Origin of the sequence: Mesorhizobium sp. M0001 (genome assembly GCF_040324255.1) — a bacterium.
In the GTDB taxonomy this organism is placed as follows: Bacteria; Pseudomonadota; Alphaproteobacteria; order Rhizobiales; family Rhizobiaceae; genus Mesorhizobium.
Genome location: NZ_JAMYVS010000001.1, coordinates 632,607 through 655,896, shown reverse-complemented (window position 1 = coordinate 655,896; position 23,290 = coordinate 632,607). Strand labels below are relative to the sequence as shown.

The following is a 23,290-nucleotide window of genomic DNA, read 5'->3' as shown; positions in this document are numbered from 1 at the left end:
CGCAAGTGTATTGTTGGCGAAATGCCATGCGTATCTGGCAAAGCCGCGTTCCCATGGAGCGCGGTTTTTGCGTTTTGCAGTACTATACTGCTCGGTCTGAATTATTATTCCGATTGCAGCGTTCGGAATTGCCTCATGGTCTTCATTGACCAGCACGATCGGTGCGCTGACCCCGTCGACCCAGACCATAAGCAGGCGCACAGTCCGGGCGCCCTGTTTGCAAGGCGCCCGGCGCTCGTTCCATCTACTTCTTGCGCAAATCCGCTTGCGACAGATCCAGCGCTTTGGCGATGCGATCGCAAGCCATGTCGATCGTCGCGCGGGTCCAGATCAGCGGCGGCGACAGGATCATCGTGTCGCCGGTAGCGCGCAGCATCAGGCCTTGCGCGATGGCGTGGTCGCGGACGGTGACGGCGGCACTGCCCGCCGGCAGGAAGCGCTCCTTGGTCGCCTTGTCCTTGACGATCTCGATCGCGCCCATCAGCCCGATCGATCGCACCTCGCCGACCAGTTCGTGGCCGGCAATGCGCTCCTGCAGCGCCTGGGCGAAGTAAGGTCCGGTGTCGTTCCTGACCCTGTCGACCAGACCTTCTCGCTCCATGATCTCGAGATTCTTCAGCGCCACCGCGCAGGCCACCGGGTGACCCGAATAGGTATAGCCGTGGTAGAATTCGCCGCCCTTTTCGACCAGCGTCGCCGCGATACGGTCGCCGACCAGCAGCGCCGACAGCGGCTGATAGCCCGAGGTCAGTGCCTTGGCCGTGGTGATGGTGTCGGCCTCGACGCCGAAGGTCTGCGCCGCAAACCATTCGCCGGTGCGGCCATAGCCGGTGATGACCTCGTCCAGCATCAAAAGCACATCGTATTTGCGGCAGATTCGCTGCACTTCCGGCCAGTAGCTCATCGGCGGTATCTTCACCCCGCCCGCCCCCATCACCGGCTCGCCGATGAAGGCCGCGACCTTGTCGGCGCCGGCCTCCAGAATGGCATCCTCGACCGCCTTGGCGGCGCGCAGGCCGAAATCATGGTCGCTTTCGCCGGGCAGCCCCAACTCATAGGCATAGGGCATCATCACATGGACGATGTTGGGCACCGCCCCGCCGAGTTGCTTGTGCATCAAATCCATGCCGCCGAGCGACGTGCCGGCGACGGTCGAGCCGTGATAGGCCGACTTGCGCGAGATGATGCGGTTCTTCTCCGGCTTGCCTTCCAGCACCCAATAGTGGCGCACGAGCCGCAGCGCCGTGTCGTTGGCCTCCGAGCCGGAGGAGCCGTAGAAAACCTGGCTGATGCCCTTGGGCGCCAGCTCGGCCAGCTTCTTCGACAGCAGCACGGGCGTCGGCGTCGAGCATTTGAAGAAGGAATTATAGTAGGGCAATTCCTTCATCTGCGCGTAAGCGGCGTCGGCCAGCTCGTCGCGGCCATAGCCGACATTGACGCACCACAGCCCGGCCATGCCGTCGAGTATTTCGGTGCCATCGGCATCGTAGATGAACGGGCCGTTGGCGTGGGTGATGATGCGCGAGCCGGTCTCGCGCAATTCCCTGTGGTCGGTGAAGGGATGCAGATGATGCGCGGCGTCAATCTGCTGAAGCTGCTTCAGCGAATAGTTCTGGTAAGTCATGGGTTTGCTCTTTCCTCTGGAATCAAACCGGCAAGCTGCCCGGGCGACTTCGTCAGAGGACGGCGGGCGGCGAATAGCCGATGCGGGCGCACAGCCTGAGCAGTTCGGCGCGCAGCGTGCGCGGCGACGGTGTCACCGCGACCCCGAAGGCGCCGGATGTGCTCATGTAGACCATGGCGGCAGTCTATGCCGCCCGAGGCCCGGAATTCAAGCGGTGCCGCTCAATACCCTTTGCAGCAACACGTATTTCATGGCGGTTTGCGCCGCTTGCGGCCGGCGGTCGCCGCGCCCGCCATGGCCGCCTTCCGTCTCCTCGAAGAACAACGTCTTGCCGTGACCTGCTTCCTGCAGCTTCGCCGCCATCTTGCGGGCATGGCCGGGATGGACGCGGTCGTCGGCGGTTGATGTCGTGAGCAGCACCGGGGGATAGACGGCATCGGCCGAGACATGATGGTACGGCGAATAGGCGGCGAGCCACTTGGCTTCTTCCGTTTTTGCCGGATCGCCATATTCGCCGATCCACGAGGCGCCTGGCGGCAGTTCGGTGTAGCGCAGCATGTCGAGCAGCGGCACCTCGATGATGACGGCGCCGAACAGTTCGGGATGCTGCGTCAGGGAAACGCCGGTAAGCAGGCCGCCATTCGAGCCGCCCTGGATGCCGAGGGAAGCAGCCGTGGCGATGCCGCGCCTGACGACGTCCTCAGCCACCGCGGCGAAATCGTCGAAGGCAGTCTGGCGATTGCCCTTCAGCGCCGCCTGATGCCAGGCCGGCCCAAACTCACCGCCGCCGCGGATGCAGGCCTGCACATAGGCGTTGCCCTTTTCCAGCCACAGCCTGCCGCGCACGCCGGCATAGCCGGGCAGCAGCGGTATTTCGAAGCCGCCATAGCCGTAGAGCAGCGTCGGTACCGGACCCTTCTGGTCGCGCCGCCTGACGACGAAATACGGGATCATGGTGCCGTCCTTCGAGCGCGCCTCGAACTGTTCGGAGACCAGCGGCGCGGCGTCGAACCGCGCCGGCTGCGATTTCACGGTGGCCAGCGTCGCCCCGTCATCGTCCGACCAGATGATCGAACTCGGCGTCAGGAAATCGGTGAAGGAGAAGGAGACGCTGGAACCGAAATGCTCGGCATGCGCGATGCCGACATTGCCGTTCTCGGGCAGCGCCACCGGCTTCAGCGACCAGCGGTCGCCGCTGCGCTCGGCGACAACGACCTTGCCGCGCACATTGTCCATCAGATTGATGAACAGCCGGTCCTGAGTGCGGGCAATGCCGGCGACCGAAACACGGTGCGCTGGCGCGAGCATGGTTTCAACAGGGCCCAGGTCGCCGGTGTCGATCCAGTGTTCGAAATCGAAGGAATAGAGGCCGTCCGGCAAGCACTCAGTGCCGCCCGGCGCCGTCCATGGGCTGCGCACCCCGAACACGAACCGGCCCTTGAACAGCGCGGTGTCGGTGACATCGTCAGGCAGCGGGATGCGCCGGTTTTCGCCCGACGGCAGGCGCAGAAAACTGTGCGAGGAGAAGAAGGCGATCGTGCGGGCCAGAAACAAATACTGCCTGTCGCCATCATGCTCGACCCCCGCGCCGGCCGCGAGATCCTGCTTCTCGGCCTCGAAGATCGGCGTCGCCTCCTCCAACCGGGTGCCGCGCTTCCACAGCTTGACGACGCGCGGATAACCGGACTGGGTCTTGTCGTCTTCATTGAAGGCAGCCGAGACAATGACCGTGTCCTTGTCCAGCCAGGAAAAGCCGGATTTCGAGGCAGGAGCGCGGAAGCCGCCCTCGATGAATGATTTGGTCTCGATGTCGAATTCGCGCATCTCGCTGGCATCGCCGCCATCCGGCGACATCGCCACCAGGCAAAGGTTGAAATCGGGGTAAAGGCGGCTGGCGCCGCTGAACACCCACTTCACCCCCTCCTTGGCCGACAGCACGTCGAAGTCGATGATCGTCTCCCACACAGGCTTCTCGGTCTTGTAGGAAGCGACCGTCGTGCGGCGCCAGAGGCCGAGCACATTGGTCTTGTCCTGCCAGAAATTATAGACTTGACCGTTGAGCGCGGCACCGACCGCAATGTTGTCCTCGGCCGTCATCAGGTCGAGCGCCGTCTCGAAGGCCGCCTGGTAGGACGGATCGCCCTGTAGTTCGGCCACGGTGATCTCGTTCTGGCGATGCACCCAGTCGAGCGATTCCTTGCTGGTCCGGTCCTCCAGCCAGAGGAACTTGTCCTCCACGGTGGCATCCGTCTGGCGTTTTGTCGTCGATTGGGTCACGCACGGTCTCCAGGCTAGTGGCGGGCAGCCCTGCCTACATCGCGTTCCAAGCGGTTTTATTCAAGATGGTGACGTTCGGTCATCGGTGGGAATGCGACCTCAAACCATCCGCCGGCGCAGGACCGTGGCCACAGCCAATGCCAGACAAACCGTGCCCAGCGTGATCGGCAGGCCGGAGGCGCCGATCACATCCATGACGCCACCCGCCAGCGGCGGCATCACGATGCCGCCGATGCCCCACATCAGCGAGAAGGCGGCATTGCCGGCGACCAGCGCCGAGCCGGTAAAGCGCTCGCCGAGCTCGATGATCGACATGGTGTAGATGCCATAGGAGACCGCGCCCCAGATAAAGACGCAGGGCCAGATCAACGGCGTCTCGATCAGCAGCGGCAGCAGCACGCAGCCCAGCACCGTCACCACGACGCAGACGAATCGCACCAGCCGCGCCGTCAGCCGTTCCGCCAGCAAGCCGAGCGGCACCTGCATGGCGATATTGCCTGCGATCATCACCGACAGCAGCGCCGACATGCGCGCTTCCGCGATGCCATAGTGCGTGCCGTAGACCGGCAGCAGCGCCAGCACGCCCTGTTCGAAACCGGCGGCAACGACCACCGCCGACAGCAATAGCCATGCCAGTGGCATGAAGCCCATGACCGAAACCCTGCGCCCGGCTTCGTCGACCTTCGGCAGTTGCGGCAGCACCAGCGCCAGGCAGGCGCCGCAGAAGATGAAGGCGGCGATCCCCACCAGGAATGGCGGCCATCCCACGGTGCCGACAACGAGCAGGCAGAGCGGCCCGGCAGCGAAGCCGGCCGAGATGATGGTTGAATAGACACCCATGACGCGACCGCGGCGCGATGGCGGCGCCAGTGCAATGACCCAGATTTCGCTCAAGACATAGAGCGGGTTGGTCACCACCCCGATCAAGAAGCGCAGCGGAAACCACAGATAGACATTCTGGGTCCAGCCGATCAGCGCAAGCACAATAGCCGAAAGCGCCGCGCAGGTAAGCGCGGTGCGCCCTGCCCCGAACCGGCGCGCCAGTGCCGGGATCAGCGGCGACGAGACAATGAAGCCGATCGGCGTCATTGCCGCCGAGAGCCCGATGATGGCCGGCGAAACGCCTTGGCGTTGCAGGATGAAGCTCAGCAGCGGATAGGACAGGCCTTGCGCGATGGCGAACACCGAAACGGTCGCGATCACGCCGCTGATCGCCGTCCACTGCATCTTCTCGTTGTCAGCTTCCGCCAGGTTCATCATTGGCACCTAAACCAGGCTCAGGACTAGCTTTTCTGTCCGACGCGGGTAAGCCCCGCCCCGGTAAAAACCGTTTGCTCCAGACAAGGCCTGTCATGAGTTTGGGCCTGTCAGGAGTTTTTGGGCCTGTCAGGAGTTTGGCGCTTGAACGATCGGTAAAGCGCGAAGCTCACCAGCAGCGCGTCGAGTCCGGCGATCACCACCGGCAGGCCGAGCGGACCGATGACCTGCATCAGCGCACCGGCGCCGGGCGGGCCGACAATGCCGCCGGCGCCCCACATCAAGGCAAAGGCGGCGTTACCGGCGACCAGCACGGTTCCCTTGAAGCGGCTGCCGAGCTCCACCAGCGCCATGGTGTAGACGCCATAGCCGACCGCTCCCATGACGAGAAGGACGAGCCAGATCGCCGGCGTCGTGATCAACAACGGCAGCAAAACCGCGCAGGCCGTTGTCGCCAACGCACAGAAGATGATCATCGCCCGCCCGCCGAAACGCTCGGCAAGCAGGCCGAGCGGGATTTGCAGGAAGATGTTTCCCAGCGACAGTGCCATCACCAGGGCCGCCAGCGTCCTTTCGGGCAGGCCATAGGCAGCACCGAAGACCGGCATCAATGCGTAGGTGCCCTGCTGGACCGCCGCCGAAACCAGCACGGCAAACAACAGCGCCGGCGCCAGCCTGGCGAAACCGAAAAAGCCGCCGGGCAATTGGCCGTCATCCTCGAAGCCGGCGAGGCTTGAGGAAACAGCACGAAGGATCGCGGCGCACAGGATGAAGCCGGCCATGCCGACCAGGAAAGGAACCCAGCCCGATATCCCTACCGCGGTCAGGACCAAAGGCCCCGCAGCATAGCCAGCGCCCAGCACGGTGTTGAATGCCCCCATCACCCTGCCGCGGCGCGACGGCGGCGCCAGCGACAGCGCCCATACTTCGCCCAGTATATAGAGCGGGTTGATGACGATACCGATGATGAAGCGGATGACGAACCAGCCCACCCAGTCCTGCAGGTAGCCGATGCCGAGGAAGCACAGCGCCCCAATCAATGAGCAACCCACAGCCAGGTTGCGCGCGCCGACCAGCCGAATGGCTGCCGGCACGAACGAGGCCGAAAGGATCAGGCCAAGCGGCATCATCGCTGCCGACAAGCCGATCAGCGCCGGCGACATGCCTTGCTTCTGCATCAGCAGCGTAAACAGCGGCGAGCTCAGCCCTTGCGCCGCACCGAACATCGCGAGGGCGGCAGTTACGCCGGCAAGCGCCGCCCATTGCGTCCCCGCTTCGCCATCGCTCGAACCGGTCGCAGCCATGATGCCTTCCACATGAATTGCCGGCCCATCCAGCGGCAAACCACTGAGCTAGCGGTTCGATTTAGGGAAAGGAAGGGCCGCGCCTGAAATCCCCTTGCGCCAAGAGCCGCAGTGGGCGCGTCCTGTCCGCCAATCCCCGGCAAGGTTGTCAACAATCGGACTGCCGTTCGGGCATGTCGCTTCCCTCGTCCTAGTGGTCGCCGCCTCCGCAATGGTCGGACAGCCGCCGGTCCATTATGCCGCCCGCTACCAGCATCGTACGAGGACCATCATGACCGCCGCCCTGCATCCAGCCGAACCGCCTTTGGCAACCGACCGGGCCCGTCGCGGTGGCCGTGCGGGCAAGCGCGCCGGCGGCTCGGCCGCCTTCGAACAGCCGGCTTTTCGGCAACTGAGAAATCCGCTGACGCCGACCAAGCTGGTCTCTGACGACGAGCTGGAATCGATCCACCTCGCCTCGCTGCGCGTCTTGAGGGAAATAGGCGTCGACGTGCTGCATGACGAAGCGCGCCGCATGATGAAGGAAAACGGCGCCGATGTCCGCGAGGGCAGCGAGCGCGTGCGCTTCGACAGCGACATGATCCTCGATCTCATCTCCAACTGCCCGTCGGAATTCACGCTCCATGCCCGCAACCCGGCGCACAATGTGCGCTTCGGCGGCAACAATGTGATCCTGTCGATGATGGCGTCGGCACCGAACTGCTCCGACCTCGATCGCGGCCGCCGTCCGGGCAACCAGCAGGACTACCGCAACTTCCTGCGTCTGGCGCAGATGCACAACATCCTGAACTGCACCGGCGGTTATCCGGTCGAGCCGACCGACATCCATCCTTCCGTGCGCCACCTCGAATGCATCCGCGACCTCGCCACGCTGACCGACAAGGTGTTCCACATCTATTCGCTCGGCAAGGAGCGCAATGTCGACGGCATCGAGATCGCCAGGATCGCCCGCGGCATCAGCCATGAGCAGATGCTCGAAGAGCCGTCCGTCTTCACCATCATCAACACCAATTCGCCGCTGAAACTGGATGTGCCGATGATGGAAGGCATCATCCAGATGTCGAGCAAGGGTCAGGTCGTCGTCATCACGCCCTTCACCCTGTCCGGCGCGATGGCGCCGGTGACCATCGCCGGTGCGCTGGTGCAGCAAAATGCCGAGGCGCTGTCCGGCATCGCCTTTGCCCAGATGGTGAGAAAGGGCGCGCCGGTTGGCTATGGCGGCTTCACCTCGAATGTCGACATGAAGTCAGGCTCGCCGGCCTTCGGCACGCCTGAATATATGAAGGCGCAGCTTGTCGGCGGCCAGCTTGCCCGCCGTTACAAGATCCCCTACCGCACCTCCAATACCTGCGCCGCCAACACGGTCGACGCGCAGGCAGCCTATGAAAGCGTGTTCTCGCTGTGGGGCGCCATCCAGGGCGGCGGCAATCTGATGATGCACGGCGCCGGCTGGCTCGAAGGTGGCCTGCGCTGTTCCTACGAGAAGACCATCCTGGACATCGACCTGTTGCAGATGGTGGCCGAGTTCCTCACCCCGCTCGACCTGTCCGACGAAGCGCTCGGCTTCGACGCCATCCAGTCGGTCGGCCCCGGCGGCCATTTCTTCGGCACCCAGCACACGCAGGACCGCTACAAGACAGCCTTCTACTCGCCTATCCTCTCCGACTGGCGCAATTTCGAGACCTGGGCCGAAGCCGGATCGCCGACCGCGCTGGAAAAGGCCAACAAGGTCTGGAAGGAGCGGCTGGCATCCTACGAGGAACCCTATATGGACCCGGCGATCCGTGAAGAGCTCAACGACTTCGTCGAAAAGCGCACGTCCGAAGGCGGCGCGCCGACCGATTTTTGATCGATGTTGTTGATGAACTGATCATTCGTATGGATCTGATGAACAGTCGACCCCCACTCCGTCGAGCGGCGCTCGACACCTCTCCCCCGATCGACGGGGGAGAGGAAAGGCGCGAAGTTATGCGGGCTGGCTCCCTTCCTCTCCCTCCGGAGGGGGGAGAGGTGGCGCCGCGAAGCGGCGACGGAGTGGGGGAAGGCGCTGGTCAAACCCGCAGTCGCCGCAAGAATGGCACTACCCTGCGAGCCAGAAAACTTAGACAAGGTGACAATCAGGCCGAAGCTCTGCTTTGGCTTGAGTTGAAAGCCCGCAAACTTGGCGGCTACAAATTCACGCGACAGTTCTCTATCGGACCATACTACGCAGACTTCGCCTGCCGCGAAAAATGGCTTGTCGTGGAAATCGACGGCCATCAACACGCCGGCAGCTCCTATGACCGTCGCCGTGACGATTTCATGGGCGCGCAAGGCTATTCGATCCTGCGTCTCTGGAACCATGACGTCCTGAACCATCGCACTTCCGCCTGCGAGACCATCCTTGCCGCACTTGATGGCAGGTTGGCCGAGAACGTCGCTGCGGCCGATCTCCGCTTTGTTTTCACGCCCCGCCCATTCGATTCAATCTCTTAAAAAACGGACCTATCTCTCATGAAATCTCACGTTAAAGCGGTTGTCATTGGCGGCGGCGTCGTTGGCTGCTCGGTGCTCTATCACCTCGCCAAGGCCGGCTGGACCGACATCATGCTGATCGAGCGTTCCGAGCTCACCTCCGGCTCGTCCTGGCATGCGGCCGGCGGCTTCCACACGCTGAACGGCGATCCCAACGTCGCCAAGCTGCAGGCCTACACGGTGCAGCTCTACAAGGAGATCGAGGAAATCTCCGGCCAGTCCTGCTCGCTGCATTTGACCGGCGGCGTGATGATGGCCGATACGCCCGAGCGCATGGATTTTCTGCGCCTGGCCCACGCCAAGGGCCGCTATCTCGGCATGGACACCGAGCTGATCACGCCATCCGAAGCCAAGGCGATGTTCCCGCTGATGGACGAGACCAATTTCGTCGGCGCCATGTGGGATCCGGTCGAAGGCCATCTCGATCCCTCCGGCACGACGATCGCCTACTCCAAAGCGGCCAAGAAGCTGGGCGCCGAGATCGTGCTGCGCAACCGCGTCGTCGAACTGACGCAGGAAGTTGACGGCACCTGGAACGTCGTCACCGAACAGGGCACCGTCCACGCCGAGCATGTCGTCAACTGCGGCGGCCTGTGGGCGCGCGAGATCGGCCGCATGGTCGGCGTCGAACTGCCGGTGCTGGCCATGGAGCACATGTACCTGCTCACCGAGCCGATGCCCGAGGTCGAAGAGTTCAACAAATCGACCGGCCGCGAGATGATCGGCGTGCTCGACTTCAAGGGCGAGATCTACACCCGCCAAGAGCGCAACGGCATCCTGCTCGGCACCTATGAAAAAGCCTGCAAACCCTGGTCGCCGGTCAATACGCCGTGGGATTTCGGCCATGAACTGCTGCCGCCGGACCTCGACCGCATCGCGCCGTCGCTGGAGATCGGCTTCAAGCATTTCCCCGGCATCGAGAAAGCCGGCATCAAGCAGATCATCAACGGCCCCTTCACCTTCGCGCTTGACGGAAATCCGCTGGTCGGGCCGGTGCAGGGCCTGACCAATTTCTGGTGCGCCTGCGCCGTCATGGCCGGCTTCAGCCAGGGCGGCGGCGTCGGCCTCGCGCTGTCCAACTGGATGGTGCATGGCGATCCCGGCTTCGACGTCTGGGGCATGGATGTCGCCCGCTTCGGCGAGTGGGCCGGCCTGCGCTACACCAACGCAAAGGTGCGCGAAAACTATTCGCGCCGCTTCTCCATCCGCTTCCCCAATGAAGAGCTGCCGGCTGCGCGCCCTGCACAAACCACCCCGCTCTACGACACGATGCTCGCCAACAACGCCGTCATGGGCGATAGCTGGGGCCTGGAGACCCCGCTGTGGTTCGCGCCGAAGGGCAAGGAGCCGAAGGACGTCGTCTCCTTCCACCGCTCCAACGATTTCGGTCCTATCGGCGAGGAAGTGCGCGCCACACGCGAACGCGTCGGCGTCACCGAAATCGCCAACTTCGCCAAATACGAAGTGTCGGGACCTGCGGCTGAGGATTTCCTCAACCGGCTGATGACCAACCGCATGCCGAAGATCGGCCGCATCGTGCTGACGCCAATGATCAACGAATTCGGCAAGCTGATCGGCGACTTCACCATCGCCAAGGCAGGCGAAGACAGATTCATGATCTGGGGCTCTTCCGCCGCGCAGAAATACCACATGCGCTGGTTCGAGAAACACCTGCCGAAGGATGGTTCGGTGCGCATCCACCGCTTCGATCAGACGCTCGTCGGCCTGTCGATCGCCGGGCCGAAATCGCGCGACCTCTTGCAGAAGCTGGTCGATGTCGACATCTCGACCAAGGCGTTTCGCTTCATGGATTTCCGCGAAATGGCGGTCGGCGGCGCGCCCTGCATGGTCAACCGCATCACCTATACCGGTGATCTCGGCTATGAAATCTGGATGGCGCCGGCCTATGAGCGCCTGGTCTACAAGGCGATCAAGGACGCCGGCGAGGAGTTCGGCCTCGTCGATTTCGGCATGCGCGCTTTGCTCTCCATGCGCCTGGAGAAGAACTTCCCGACCTGGTACCGCGAGCTGCGGCCGATCTACGGCCCGTTCGAAGGCGGGATGGACCGCTTCATCAAGCTGGAGAAGAACGACTTCATCGGCCGCGAGGCCGCCGCCAAGGAACAGGCGGAAGGACCGAAACTGCGCCGTGTCTCCTTCATCATCGATGCGGCCGACGCCGATGTCATGGGCGACGAGCCGATCTGGGCCAAGGTCGGCAAGGACTATGGCACGGTGGAAAAGCCGCATGGCTATGGCGCGCCGCGCTTCGACATGGCGGGCAAGGAAGTGCGTGGCTCGAAGGCTGCCGAAGGCGCTTCCGCCGTGCGCGGCATCGTCGACGGCGACTGGCGCGTGGTCGGCTGGGTCACCTCGGGCGGTTATGCGCACTATGTGCAGAAATCGATGGCGCAGGGCTATGTGCCGGCGGCACTCGCCGAGGACGAAAGTGCCGGACTGTTCGAGATCGAGATCCTCGGCCACCGGCGTCCGGCGCGTATCAATGTCGAGGCGCCCTTCGACCCCAGCGGCGAGAAGATGCGGACCTGAAAAGGCGACAGGGAGCGTGAGATCGTGTAAGGGGCCTTCGGCAGTTGGCCGCAGGCATTTTCCCTCGATGAGAAGACGATCCCCTTGCAGTATCTAGAGAAATGGACGGACTGGCTCGGCGAAGGCAAGGTCGGTCCCTTCAACGCCGCACTGGTCTGCGTCGCGGTCTATTGCGTCGTCCAGATCGTGGTGATGGCGCTGCTGTCCCATGTCGTAGGAACCGGTGTCGGCGTCGACGATTCCGAACAGCTGATGTACATGCACTACCTCTGGGCTGGCTATGGCGGCTCGCAGCCGCCGCTCTACACCTGGCTTGCCCGCCTCGTCGCCGCCGTGGTCGGAACGAACATCCTGGCGCTCAAGATCGTGAAGTACCTGCTGATCGGAGCGGCGCTGGCGTCGGTTTTCATCGCTGTCCGCCGCCTGGGCTATTCCAGCCGCGCTGGCGCCGCCGCATTGTTCGGCCTGCTGTTGTTTCCGCAGATGGTGTGGGAGATGCAGCACGCCCTCACCCACTCGATCGCCGCTTTCTGTTTTTCAGTGGTGCTGTTTCTTGCGCTCGTTGAACTGGTGCAGCGGCGTTCGCTGGCCACCTATGTGCTGTTTGGCGTGGCGATGGCCGCCGCCATCCTGTCGAAATACAACAACGCGATCTTTCTCGGCGCGCTGATGCTGTCCACCTTGTCGCTGCGCGAAACGCGCGGCGTCATCCTCAACCGCCGGTTTTCGATCAGCCTTGTCGTGGCGGTGCTGCTTTGCCTGCCGACGCTCTACTGGAACCTGACCTACACCGACCAGTTGCTGTCGCACAGCGGCGGCTTCGGCATGGGCAGAGGAGAAAGCGCCATACAAACCGCATTCTACGGAATGCGCGGACTGGGCAAGGCTATCCTGTATTTCGCCGTGTTGCCGGCCGGCATATTCGTCGCGGCTTTGCTCATCGCATGGAAAAAGCCGGCGCCCGCGCTGCAACCGGCGCCATGGACCGAGAAACTGGTGTGGCGCACCATCGCTTTTGCCCTGGCGATGACCATCGTGCTCGTCCTGGCGAGCGGGACGACGCAATTTCGCGATCGCTGGATGCTTCCCATCCTTGTGTTGCTGCCGGTCGCGCTGGCCTTGCGGATGGATGCCAGAGGCGACAAGGGAAGGAAGGTGCAGGACGTCGTCGTCTTTGTCGGCGCAACGCTTGCCATCCTCGTGCTGCCGGTGACCTGGTACACGCACCTCAATGGCGGCGACAGCCGCGGCAGCATCGTGCGTGTCGACTACCAGTCGCTCTATGGCCAGCTGACGGCAAACGGTCCGGTTCGCACGGCGATATCGAGCTGGCACTGGGTGGGAAATCTGCGTCTTGTCGATCCCGATCTGGTCGTGCTCGACGACGAGATGCCGGACTTCGGCCATTTGCTGATCGAGCCGGCGGTGCTCGTGATGGCCAATGACAAGGAACCTCCTGAGGGCATCCTGCGGGCCTTGAGCGAGGCCGGCTATGTCGCTGACGGCTCGCCGCAGCAGTTGGTCGTCCCGATGCTGTTCGACAGCGAGCCGCCCACCCGCACGCTGACGGTCACGCGGCTGAAGAAAGCGGCCGCGGGCGTAGCGCCACAGTAAGTCGGCAGGGAGGCGTCGGGTGGAGAAACAAGGGTTCGGCCGTCACCGCAAGATCATGCCGTTCGAGCCGGGCTCCGTCGAAGCCTTGCGCGACGCCTCGCGCCAGAAAGCGGCGTCGCTGAACCAGCATGTGCTGGGCTATGGCGCGCTGGCTGAAACCGAATGGCAAGCGGCAGGCATCGCCGCGCCCGATCTTGCCGCTATGCGCCAATACCGGCTCGAGCGCATCCGAGCCGAACTGAAGCGCCGAAACTACGCCGGCGCGCTGCTCTACGACCCCGTCAACATCCGCTACGCCACCGATTCGACCAACATGCAGCTGTGGGTCGCGCACAATCCGACCCGCCACTGCTTCATCGCCACTGAGGGACCCGTGGTGCTGTTCGACTATTTCTCCTGCGAGCATCTGTCCGACCATTCCGGCGTCGTTGACGAGGTGCGGCCGGCAGTGTCGTGGATGTACCTCTATGGCGGTGAGCTGACCGAGCACAAAGTCCGCCGCTGGGCGGCCGGCATCGCCGATCTGGTCAAGGAGCATGGCGGCGGCAACAGCCGCATTGCGGTCGACCACATCAACCCGGAAGGCGTCGAGGAACTCGCCCGGCTCGGCATTTCGATCGGCAATGGCGAAGCGGTGATGGAAAATGCGCGGCTGATCAAATCGCCGGACGAGATCCTCGCCATGCGCCGCGCCATCGTCGCCTGCGAGGCGGCGATGGGCGAGATGGAAGCGGCGTTGAAGCCGGGCATTTCCGAAAACGAATTGTGGGCCGAACTCCACCGCGGCAACATTGCGCGCGGCGGCGAATGGATCGAAACCCGGCTGCTTGCCTCGGGACCGCGCACCAATCCGTGGTTCCAGGAATGCTCGTCGCGGGTGATCGAAGCAGGCGACCTCGTCGCCTTCGACACCGACCTGATCGGTCCCTACGGCTTCTGCGCCGATCTCTCCCGCACCTGGCTTTGCGGTGACGCCAGGCCGTCGAACGAGCAGCGCGACCTGTTCCGCATCGCCGCCGACCAGATCGCCCACAACACGCAATTGATGCAGCCCGGCATGTCCTTTCGCGACCTGGTCGAACGCTCCGTGGTGCCGCCCGGAGATTGCTTCCCGACACGCTACGGCGTGCTCTATCACGGCGTCGGCCTCGCCGACGAGTATCCAACCCTGCCACATGCCAGCGAATGGACGCCGGACACGCCCGATGGCGTGCTGGAGCCGGGAATGGTGCTGTGCGTGGAAAGCTATATCGGCCGTCTCGGCGGCCATGAGGGCGTCAAGATCGAGGAACAGATCCTGATCACCGAGACCGGTAACGAGCAGCTTTCAACCTACCCGTTGGATGCGAGGCTGCTCGGCTGATCCGGCAAGCGCCTCGCGCAGAGCCTTGAGCGTCTTTTCCGGCGTCGTCCTGGCGGTGATGTAGGGCAGGCCTTTGCGCCTTGCCGTCCAGCCGACGACCTTCACGGCGTTTGCCGCAGGTTCGAAACGCTGCGCCAGCGCCCAGCTCTCACAGTCGATGGCAGCTATATCCGCCTTGCCCTCGGCGACCGCGACGATCGAGCCGCGATGGCCACCGCTTTCGCTGCGCGAGGAAAAGATATCCAGGCTTTCGCCGGCGGCCTGCAGATCGCGCGTCAGCGCGATGATGCCCGACATCGAATCGAGGCTGTTGTAGGTAAAACACTTGCCACGCATCAGATCGAGCGGCAGCAAGGCTTTGCCATCGGCGGGCGAGCGAACCTCCGGTCCCTCGCCCGTCCGCATCACCAGCGCGCTCGAATAGAGTTCGCCTTCGCCGCCCTCGTAAGCGTCGTAGCTCGGCTGGCCGACCACCTGCACATGCTTGCTCAGGCCGAGTTCCATCGGCCCCCAGCAGGTCTGCGCGAACAGCAGCGCCGGATGCAGCCAAAGCTGGTGATGGTCGAGTTCGTCCGGCGGCAGTGTCGCCGGATCGGGCGCGATCAGTCTGCCCTCGGCGTCGTGGATACCGCCCGGCACCCGCGGCAGGTCGCCATTGCGGCGCACGATTGTCTGCGGCCCATCGACGCCCTTGTGCCGAAAAGCATCGCGCAACGCTGCCCATTGCGCGTCGACCTCGCCGCGCACTTCGGGCCAGTCATACATCGGCAATGCCGCAACCAAATCACTCATGCCGACACTCAATCATCATGGCTCGGGAAAGGATCGCAAAAACGCGGCGTCCAATCAGAATTGGCCGACACGGGTTCGGGAAGTCCGGGGATTATTCCTTCGGCGGCTCGGCCGGAACCGGCGCGCTGCCAAGCCCGCTGATGCTGCGCGCCCTGATGCGCGGCTTGAACGCCCTGCCCGGCTCGGGCTGGCGGCGCAGCACCGGGTGCACGATCGGCTCCTTGGCCTTGAAGGCGTAGGCTTTGATCAGTGCGAAATAGTTCGGATAGGCGTAGCCATTGTTCATCCGCAGCCACTCGTCGCGGCGGTCGGCAAACAGTTTTGGCAGCCTGTACCAGGCAACGGTCGGGGTCTTGTGGTGAACGAAGTGCAGATTGTTGTTGAGGAACAGGAACGACAGCGGCGAGCGCTCGATGATCACCGTGCGTCCTTCAGGGTGCTCGGACCACTGATGTTCGGCGAAAGTCCGGACCGCGATCAGCGACTGGCCGAGCCAGACCGGCACCAGAATGTAGAGCCATACCGGAATGCCGAAGCCGAACTGCACGATCGGCACCACGATGGCGAGGCCGATCGCATGCAGCAGCCATGCCTTGCCGATCACCTTATCGCCGGCAATCACATGCCTGGCGTCGTCGACGAAGAAACCGATGCAGGACAGCCAGGGGCCGAGAAAGAAACGGCCGGCCATGGTGTTGTTGATCTTGAGCAGGAATTTCATCGTCGGCGGCAGATCGTCATGCATCCACAACGCCTGGTAATAGCTCTCGGGATCGTCGAGCGGATCGGTCAGGCGCTCGTCGGCGTGGTGGCGCAAATGGAGCGTCTTGAAGCGACGGAACGGCCAGACCAGGCCGATCGGCAGGAAGACGAAGGCTTCGTTGATGAGCGCGCTGCGCGTCGGATGGCCATGCAGCACTTCGTGCATGATCGACGACTGCAAGGCTAGGATGAAGCCGAGGAGAAGAAGTGCCGGGATCGGATAAGAGGGCCAGAGCAGGAGCCCGGCAGCGAGCCACATTCCGTAACAGAAGAAAGCGAGGACCACGGTCGGCCACTCGATGGCCGCTGCGTCGCGTCGCTTGATGCGCTTGCCTGTCATGCTATCGACCACTGTCCCTCAGTCGCCGGAATTGTTCCTGACAGCATAGTGTCAGGAGAAGCGATTCCGCTCAACGAGACAAAGTGTACAAAATGTTGCGATTGCGCATTTTTGACCGCAGATGTTATACATTGTAAACAACCCTACGGATTCATTTACGCTGGAAGTGCTGATTCGACGGCTCGGGCGCAAATTTTTCCTAAGAGAGTGCGGAGAACGAACAGTGGACAAACGGGACCTTTCGGCAATCTTCCGGGAGCGCCTGAAGCTGCTCCTGACACGGTCCGATCTCAACCAGTCAGCTTTCGCGTCAGCAGTCGGCATCGACCGGTCGGCGCTGTCGCAACTGATGTCCGGCGCCTCGACGCGCCTGCCACGCGCCGAAACGCTGCTCAACATCGCCGCCGAATTCAAGATCTCGCTGGACTGGCTGCTCGGCCTCTCCCAGGACGAAGGCGTCACCGGCGAAATCCGCGAAAGCCTGGAGATCGAAGAGGCGCCCGACGGCTTCGACCGCACGCTGCTCGCCAAATGGTTCGCGGAAGCCGCAGGCACCAAGATCCGCTATGTGCCGGCCGGCATTCCCGATCTCCTGCGCACACGCCAGCTGGTCGACTACGAAGCCAACATCACCAACCGCAGCCGTCTGGCGCAGGCCAGCGAGACGCAGTACCGCATCGAGTACAACCGGCGCCCTGAGACCGATATGGAGGTCTGCATGCCGCGCCACACGCTGGAGATTTTCGCCCGCGGCCTGGGCGTCTGGGACCGCTTTCCCGAGGCTGACCGCCGGCAGCAGCTTGCCCATATGGCGACGCTGCTTGACGATCTCTACCCCACCTTCCGCCTGTTCCTCTATGACGGCCGCATGCGCTATTCGATCCCGCTGACAATCTTCGGTCCCTACCGCGCCGCCATCTATGTCGGCGACATGTATGTCGTGCTGAATGCCACCCAGCCGGTACAGGCGCTGACCCAGCATTTCGACAATCTGATCCGGGCCGCCGACATCAACCCGCATGAGGCCGCCGCCTACGCGCGCAATCTGGCCGGCGCGTCATTTCCATCGGGTTCTGCCTGATCGCCAACGCCCCGGAAAGGTGAACCGCGCGGCAATTGCAGGTCGCAAACACATTGACTGGACATAAAGACTTCTTTATATCCTTATTCCATTCAAAATCTGAAAGCCGATCCGATGACCGCGAACAATCCCATCGATGCTCTGCTGGCCGAAAAGGGCGTGCTGCTCGCCGATGGCGCCACCGGCACCAATCTGTTCGCCATGGGTCTGGAGGCCGGCGAAGCGCCGGAGTTGCTGAACGAGACAGCGCCCGACACCATCACCAGCCTGCACCAGAATTTCGTCGACGCCGGCGCCGATATCATTCTCACCAACTCGTTCGGCGGCACGCGGCACCGGCTGAAGCTGCACCATGCGCAGGACCGCGTGCATGCGCTGAACAAGCGCGCCGCCGAGATTGCCCGCGCGGTCGCCGACAAGGCCGGCAGGAAAGTCATCGTCGCCGGCTCGGTCGGTCCGACCGGCGAGTTGCTGGTGCCGCTCGGCGCCATGACCTATGACGAAGCGGTCGAGGCTTTTGCCGAGCAGATCGAGGGTCTCAAGGAAGGCGGCGCCGAAGTCGCCTGGATCGAGACCATGTCTGCGCCGGACGAAATCCGTGCCGCGGCGGAAGCCGCCATTCGCGTCGGCCTGCCCTACACCTATACCGGTTCGTTCGACACTGCCGGCCGCACCATGATGGGCCTGCTGCCCAGGGATATCCACGGCGTCGTCGACGGACTTTCAGAGACGCCGCTCGGTGTCGGCGCCAATTGCGGTGTCGGCGCCTCCGACATCCTGGCCTCGCTGCTCGACATGACCGAGGCGAAGCCGGAAGCGACGGTGATCGTCAAGGGCAATTGCGGCATTCCCGAATTTCGTGGCACCGAGATCCATTATTCCGGCACGCCGGAGCTGATGGCCGACTATGTCCGGCTGGCGGTGGATGGCGGCGCGAAGATCATCGGTGGCTGCTGCGGCACGTCGTTCCAGCACCTTGCCGCCATGCGCAAGGCGCTCGACGCGCACACCAAATCCGAACGCCCGACCGTCGCGGCGATCGTCGAGCGCATCGGTCCGATGCGCAACAAGGTGGCGACGGAAAACACCGCCGAGACCAGCGAAGCCCGCCGCGAACGCCGCCGCACCCGGGCCTGATATCGAACTTATTCGCTGTTTTCAGCGTAACGCGATAGCGCCGTCTTGAAATCCAGGGCGGTGCTGTCGGCGCTTTCATTCATCGTCACCAGGTCACCCGACGACTGCGGATTGCCGATCTGCTCCAGCATGACACGAAAGCGGTCATTGGTCAGCGCCGACTTTGCGGTATTCCGGGCTGCGTCGACGTCATCCATGATGCGCCTGGATTCTGGCGACAGCGTTCCCGACGCCTGCGTGTGTCTCACCGCCGGCGTCGTGTTTCCAATGTTCATGATCTGCAATTCCCGGCTCCCCAAGCCCAGTCCCGACCCCATGCAATAATAGCAGGGCATTGCGATGACGTTCCGGAAAAGCCGCGCAATTTAACGATCAGGCGGATCATCTGTGCGCTTCGGATCAATCGATCCGAAAAAAGGCCGGCAGGGTTTCCCCCGCCGGCCTGCCTCACCCGCCCGTAGCCGGTTCCCCGTATCAGAACGACCCCCGTCTGAAAGGAACCGGCTGTATTGCCACTACCGGTTACCGCCGAGCGCCGAGGCAAGGCGCACAAGCGAAAGGAACTCGGACCTGTACCCAAACGGGTCGGCTCCTCGGGCGGCGGTGGCAATCTCCATGATCTTGTCGTAGCCGAACTTCGCGGTCGCATCCTCGTCGCGCAGCTTCTGGCCGAAGGCGGCGACAGCGACGGAGAAACGCTGGTCGGTGCTGGCCTGGTCGAAGGACGCGACCTCGTTGGCCGACGTCACCGGCGTGGTGATCAGCTTCGAGACGTCTTCGTTCGGCAGCTTGTAGCGGATTTTCACGAAGGCATATTCGTCGGCGTTGGCGACGCCGCCATTGTCGACCGCGGCCTGGCCGTAGCGCAGCGGATCCATCTGCTCGCCGCCACTGCCCTTCGGCGTGATCTCGTAGATGGCCGTCACCGAATGACCGGAGCCGATATCGCCGGCATCGACGCGGTCATTGTTGAAGTCCTCGCGGTTCAAGGCGCGGGTTTCATAGCCGATCAGCCGGTACTCCGAGACCTTGTCCGGATTGAACTCGACCTGGATCTTGACGTCCTTGGCGATGGTGAACAGCGTCGAGGAGGCATCCTCGACCAGAACCTTCTCGGCCTCGGCCAGCGTGTCGATATAGGCGGCGGTGCCGTTGCCGTTCTGGGCGATGGTCTGCATCATCTGGTCGTTCAGATTGCCGCGTCCAAAGCCGAACACCGACAGGAAGACGCCGGTCTTGCGCTCCTGCTCGATCAGTCGCTTCAGATCGTCGTCATCGGTCTGGCCGACATTGAAGTCGCCGTCCGTGGCCAGCATCACACGGTTGATGCCGTCCTTGACGAAGGACTGCTGGGCAAGCTTGTAGGCTTCCTTGATACCCGCCTCGCCGGCCGTCGAGCCGCCCGGCTGCAGATTGTCGATGGCGTTGAGGATCTTGTCCTTCTCGGTGACCTTGGTCGGCATCAGCACGGTGCCGGCGTCACCGGCATAGGTGACGATCGAGATGGTGTCGTCCGCCTTGAGCTTGCTGACCAGCAGCCGGAAAGCCGACTTCAGCAGCGGCAGCTTGTCCGGCTCATCCATCGAACCCGAGACGTCGATCAGGAACACCAGATTGGCCTTGGGCTGCTCGACCGGCTTGATGTCGAAGCCCTTGATGGCGACGTGCATCAGCTTGGTGTGCCCGTTCCACGGCGTCGGCATGACGCTGACGGTCGAGTTGAACGGCGTCGAAGCCGAGTCCGGACCCTTCCAGTCATAGGGGAAGTAATTGACCATCTCCTCGACGCGGACCGTATCGGCCTGCGGCAGGTAGCCCTGCTTCAGCGAGCCGCGGACGAAGGAATAGGAAGCCGTGTCGACGTCGATCGAGAAGGTCGAGACCGGATCCTGAAGGGCTGCATGCACCGGATTGGTCTTGAAATCCTCGACGCGGTCGCGGTTTGGCTCCTGCGGCGCAATCTGGTCGGCCGGCATCGTCGAAGGCTGTGCCAGGTACTTGGATTCGGTCGCGCCGGCCATGCGGTTGACCCGCGCGCCGCCGGCCGGAGCAGCACTGCCGTCAAGCGAAAACTCGCGGCTCTCAACTGGCGCAGGCTCGGCCAACACGCCGCGTCCCAGCGCATCCTGCTGCGCCGGGGCGACAGCAACGGTCGATTCGGGCTTCGGCGGCGCGGGTGGCGTAAGCGGCGTAGTGGTGTCGCGGCTTCGCACATCGGCGTCGGTCTTCTTGTCGCCTTCAGGCGCCTGCTTTTCTTTTACCGGCGCGTTGATCGCCGGCCCATTGGTTGCCGGCTTGTCGGCCAGCGTCTCGGTGATCTTCTCGTCGCCGCCGAACGGCAACGGCTGTTCCCTCAGCATATGGAAGGTGGCGTATCCGGCGATCGGCAGGGCGACGAGCCCGGCAATGGCCGGCGTGGCGATGAGTTTCTTTTGCATGATCTCGCTCCAGAGCTTTTGTGCTCGCTCTGTGAGACGAAGCCCGCCGACCGATCCTTGGGTGACGGCAGAAATATTTTCCTGATCATAGGCGCTCATGGCGGCTTCGAAGGCGCGTGCCTTCGCGCTTTCGCCCGGCGCCGGTACTGCTGCGTCGCGCAGCCTGTTGAGTTCGTTGTCGTCGACCATGGTCACACTTCCCCGGCTGAACGCATCAACGTCTTCAGCCGTTTCTTCGCTTCATGGATGTGCCAGGAAACCGTCGTCTCCGAGATTGCCATCGCCTCGGCGGCGGCCGCGTGGCTCAAACCTTCGCCATAGACCAGAAGTACTGCATCGCGCTGCTTGTCCGGCAATTGCCGCACCGCTGCCCAGAGCGCCTCAGTCGGATCTTCGGGCTCGGCCGAGGCCTCTCCCGAAATCATGCTGTAGGCGCCGAAAGCCTCGGTCTTGACGTTTTCGCGCGTGGTCTTGCGCATCATGTCGCGCGCCGCGTTCAGCGTCACGGAATAGAGCCATGTCGTGAACGCGCCGCCGCCGCGATAGTCGCGGATCGCCTTGCCGAGACGGACACAGACCTCCTGGGCGATGTCTTCGGCATCGGCCTTCTTTCCGCACCAGCGATAGGCGGCGCGATAGACGAAGTCGTAGTGCCGCTCCAGCAATTTGCCGAAGGCACCCCTGTCTCCGCCCTTCGCCCGCCCGATCAATTCGGCGTCGGAGGCTTCGCTTTCATCCAGCATCATCGCCATCATTTGCCTGTTGGACGAAGGCTAATGGCCAATCCTTGGGGTTATGGAAAGATTTTTTTCCGAGGCGACGGATGCACGCGCAACAGGTGCGCTGAGATTCAGGTGAGGCCGAGCCGAAAACGATGGATTTCGAGAACCGGAGTGGAGCGTACTTTTGGTACGCGAGCACCGGAAGCACTGAAAGCCGTCGTTTGCAGGCCGGCCTCACCTGAATATCAGCACACCTGGCCCGAGGCCCAGCCGGACGACCAAGCCCACTGAAAATTATAGCCGCCCAGCCAGCCCGTGACATCGACGACTTCGCCGATGAAAAACAGCCCCGGCACGGATTTCGCCTGCATCGTCTTCTGATCGAGCCCGTTGGTATCGACACCGCCAAGCGTCACTTCCGCCGTGCGGTAACCCTCGGAGCCGGCCGGCTTGATGCGCCAGTCGTTGACGGCGGCTTCGACGGTTTTCATTTGCAGGTCTGTCAAATCAGCGAGATTGCCATCGATCCCACTGCGCTCGGCGACTGCTTGCGCAAGGCGCTTCGGCAAATGGTTTGCAAGCACCGTCTGCACCGCTTGCCTGCCGTTGACGCGCCGGGCGGCGCGAAGCAGTTCCGCCACATCCCTCCCCGGCAGCATGGCGATGCGGATCTCGTCGCCCTCGCGCCAATAGGACGATATTTGCAGGATGGAAGGCCCGCTCAAGCCGCGATGCGTAAACAGCATCGCTTCTGAAAACCGCGTCTTGCCGCAGGCGACTTCGGCATCGACGGCATTGCCGGCCAAAGGCGCCAGCCGCTCCAGCGTTCTTGCGTCGAAGGTAAGCGGCACCAGCGCCGGCCGTGTTTCCACCACCGCAAGGCCGAATTGCGCCGCAAGCTCGTAGCCGAAACCGGACGCGCCCATTTTGGGGATCGACTTGCCCCCGCAAGCCACGACTAACGAGCTGCAAGCGACGCTGCCAGCGGAGAGCGTCAGCACAAACCCGTCCGCGGTCTTGCTGACGTTCCTCACCTCGGTCGACAACGCCAGTTCCACACCCCAATCCTGCATGTCGGAAACCAGCATGTCGATGATCAGCCGCGCCGAGCCGTCGCAAAACAGCTGTCCCAGCGTCTTCTCGTGATAGGCGATGCCGTGGCGTTCGACGAACTCGATGAAATCGCGCTGCGTGTAGCGGCTGAGCGCCGAGATGCAGAAATGCGGATTGCCCGAGATGAAATTCTTCGGGCTCGCATGGATGTTGGTGAAATTGCAGCGGCCACCGCCGGAGATGCGGATCTTCTCGCCGGGCTTTGCCGCGTGATCGAGCACCAGGACCGAGCGGCCGCGCTTGCCCGCCTCGATGGCGCACATCATTCCGGCCGCACCGGCGCCGATCACCACGACATCATAGGATTGCATCAGGCTGTTCGTTCCCGCTCGACCGGCGCTGTTTTAACAGGCCGCGCCAATCGTGCAGTCTCTACCCGTTCGTTGCGACTTCAGGCAACGC

The 23,290-nt window shown here is 63.2% G+C and carries 18 protein-coding genes; 7 read left to right on the top strand and 11 right to left on the bottom strand.

Translation table 11 applies throughout. The features are described 5' to 3' along the window. Window positions 1–244 precede the first annotated feature (244 nt). The 5 genes from NKK50_RS03100 to NKK50_RS03080 all read right to left on the bottom strand — a co-directional run bounded on the left by NKK50_RS03100 (window position 245) and on the right by NKK50_RS03080 (window position 6,462). Window positions 245–1,624 (bottom strand): aspartate aminotransferase family protein, encoded by a 1,380-nt coding sequence (locus tag NKK50_RS03100; protein WP_352543091.1) that lies wholly within the window; start codon window positions 1,622–1,624, stop codon window positions 245–247. 52 nt (window positions 1,625–1,676) lie between these two features. After that, window positions 1,677–1,799 carry a hypothetical protein gene (locus NKK50_RS03095; protein ID WP_023670422.1) on the bottom strand — a complete coding sequence of 41 codons (123 nt, stop codon included), beginning with the start codon at window positions 1,797–1,799 and terminating at the stop codon, window positions 1,677–1,679. Window positions 1,800–1,831: 32 nt separating this feature from the next. Next, window positions 1,832–3,901, bottom strand: coding sequence for a prolyl oligopeptidase family serine peptidase (locus NKK50_RS03090; RefSeq protein WP_352543090.1), 2,070 nt, complete (start codon window positions 3,899–3,901; stop codon window positions 1,832–1,834). A gap of 99 nt (window positions 3,902–4,000) precedes the next feature. Next, on the bottom strand, window positions 4,001–5,158 hold the full coding sequence (locus NKK50_RS03085) for an MFS transporter (RefSeq protein WP_352543089.1): 1,158 nt from the start codon (window positions 5,156–5,158) through the stop codon (window positions 4,001–4,003). Between the two features lie 110 nt (window positions 5,159–5,268). Continuing rightward, window positions 5,269–6,462, bottom strand: coding sequence for an MFS transporter (locus NKK50_RS03080; RefSeq protein ID WP_023688132.1), 1,194 nt, complete (start codon window positions 6,460–6,462; stop codon window positions 5,269–5,271). A 271-nt stretch (window positions 6,463–6,733) separates the two neighbouring features. Here NKK50_RS03080 and NKK50_RS03075 point away from each other — a divergent pair, with 271 nt between their 5' ends. The 5 genes from NKK50_RS03075 to NKK50_RS03055 all read left to right on the top strand — a co-directional run bounded on the left by NKK50_RS03075 (window position 6,734) and on the right by NKK50_RS03055 (window position 14,503). Continuing rightward, window positions 6,734–8,311 carry a trimethylamine methyltransferase family protein gene (locus NKK50_RS03075; RefSeq protein ID WP_352543088.1) on the top strand — a complete coding sequence of 526 codons (1,578 nt, stop codon included), beginning with the start codon at window positions 6,734–6,736 and terminating at the stop codon, window positions 8,309–8,311. A gap of 161 nt (window positions 8,312–8,472) precedes the next feature. After that, window positions 8,473–8,937, top strand: coding sequence for an endonuclease domain-containing protein (locus NKK50_RS03070; RefSeq protein WP_352543087.1), 465 nt, complete (start codon window positions 8,473–8,475; stop codon window positions 8,935–8,937). A gap of 18 nt (window positions 8,938–8,955) precedes the next feature. Then, window positions 8,956–11,526, top strand: a complete 2,571-nt coding sequence (locus NKK50_RS03065) for a GcvT family protein (RefSeq protein ID WP_023725610.1) — start codon at window positions 8,956–8,958, stop codon at window positions 11,524–11,526. Window positions 11,527–11,610: 84 nt separating this feature from the next. Next, window positions 11,611–13,140, top strand: coding sequence for an ArnT family glycosyltransferase (locus tag NKK50_RS03060; RefSeq protein ID WP_352543086.1), 1,530 nt, complete (start codon window positions 11,611–11,613; stop codon window positions 13,138–13,140). 55 nt (window positions 13,141–13,195) lie between these two features. Further along, window positions 13,196–14,503, top strand: a complete 1,308-nt coding sequence (locus NKK50_RS03055; RefSeq protein WP_352543148.1) for a M24 family metallopeptidase — start codon at window positions 13,196–13,198, stop codon at window positions 14,501–14,503. Here the strand turns inward: NKK50_RS03055 and NKK50_RS03050 are convergent. Next, window positions 14,468–15,295, bottom strand: a complete 828-nt coding sequence (locus tag NKK50_RS03050; RefSeq protein WP_352500491.1) for a phosphate/phosphite/phosphonate ABC transporter substrate-binding protein — start codon at window positions 15,293–15,295, stop codon at window positions 14,468–14,470. The two genes, NKK50_RS03055 and NKK50_RS03050, sit on opposite strands and share 36 nt — an antisense overlap. Window positions 15,296–15,386: 91 nt before the next feature. Further along, on the bottom strand, window positions 15,387–16,397 hold the full coding sequence (locus tag NKK50_RS03045; RefSeq protein WP_023670412.1) for a fatty acid desaturase: 1,011 nt from the start codon (window positions 16,395–16,397) through the stop codon (window positions 15,387–15,389). A 223-nt stretch (window positions 16,398–16,620) separates the two neighbouring features. Between NKK50_RS03045 and NKK50_RS03040 the strand changes: the two genes are divergently transcribed. Both NKK50_RS03040 and bmt read left to right on the top strand, forming a co-directional pair. Next, window positions 16,621–17,478, top strand: coding sequence for a helix-turn-helix domain-containing protein (locus NKK50_RS03040; protein WP_023681768.1), 858 nt, complete (start codon window positions 16,621–16,623; stop codon window positions 17,476–17,478). A gap of 114 nt (window positions 17,479–17,592) precedes the next feature. Next, window positions 17,593–18,615: a betaine--homocysteine S-methyltransferase gene (gene bmt, locus NKK50_RS03035; RefSeq protein ID WP_023805462.1), complete on the top strand. Its 1,023-nt coding sequence runs from the start codon at window positions 17,593–17,595 to the stop codon at window positions 18,613–18,615. 8 nt (window positions 18,616–18,623) lie between these two features. On the opposite strand, the gene NKK50_RS03030 is transcribed toward bmt, so the two are convergent. The 4 genes from NKK50_RS03030 to NKK50_RS03015 all read right to left on the bottom strand — a co-directional run bounded on the left by NKK50_RS03030 (window position 18,624) and on the right by NKK50_RS03015 (window position 23,199). Beyond that, window positions 18,624–18,890, bottom strand: a complete 267-nt coding sequence (locus tag NKK50_RS03030; RefSeq protein WP_023753429.1) for a hypothetical protein — start codon at window positions 18,888–18,890, stop codon at window positions 18,624–18,626. Window positions 18,891–19,130: 240 nt separating this feature from the next. Then, window positions 19,131–21,242 (bottom strand): vWA domain-containing protein, encoded by a 2,112-nt coding sequence (locus tag NKK50_RS03025; protein WP_023746824.1) that lies wholly within the window; start codon window positions 21,240–21,242, stop codon window positions 19,131–19,133. 2 nt (window positions 21,243–21,244) lie between these two features. Then, complete coding sequence (locus tag NKK50_RS03020) at window positions 21,245–21,805, bottom strand: RNA polymerase sigma factor (RefSeq protein ID WP_023696454.1); 561 nt, start codon at window positions 21,803–21,805, stop codon at window positions 21,245–21,247. A gap of 215 nt (window positions 21,806–22,020) precedes the next feature. Next, the gene (locus tag NKK50_RS03015; protein ID WP_023805464.1) at window positions 22,021–23,199 is read right to left on the bottom strand and encodes a BaiN/RdsA family NAD(P)/FAD-dependent oxidoreductase; all 1,179 of its coding nucleotides are present in this window, start codon (window positions 23,197–23,199) and stop codon (window positions 22,021–22,023) included. Window positions 23,200–23,290: the final 91 nt, after the last annotated feature.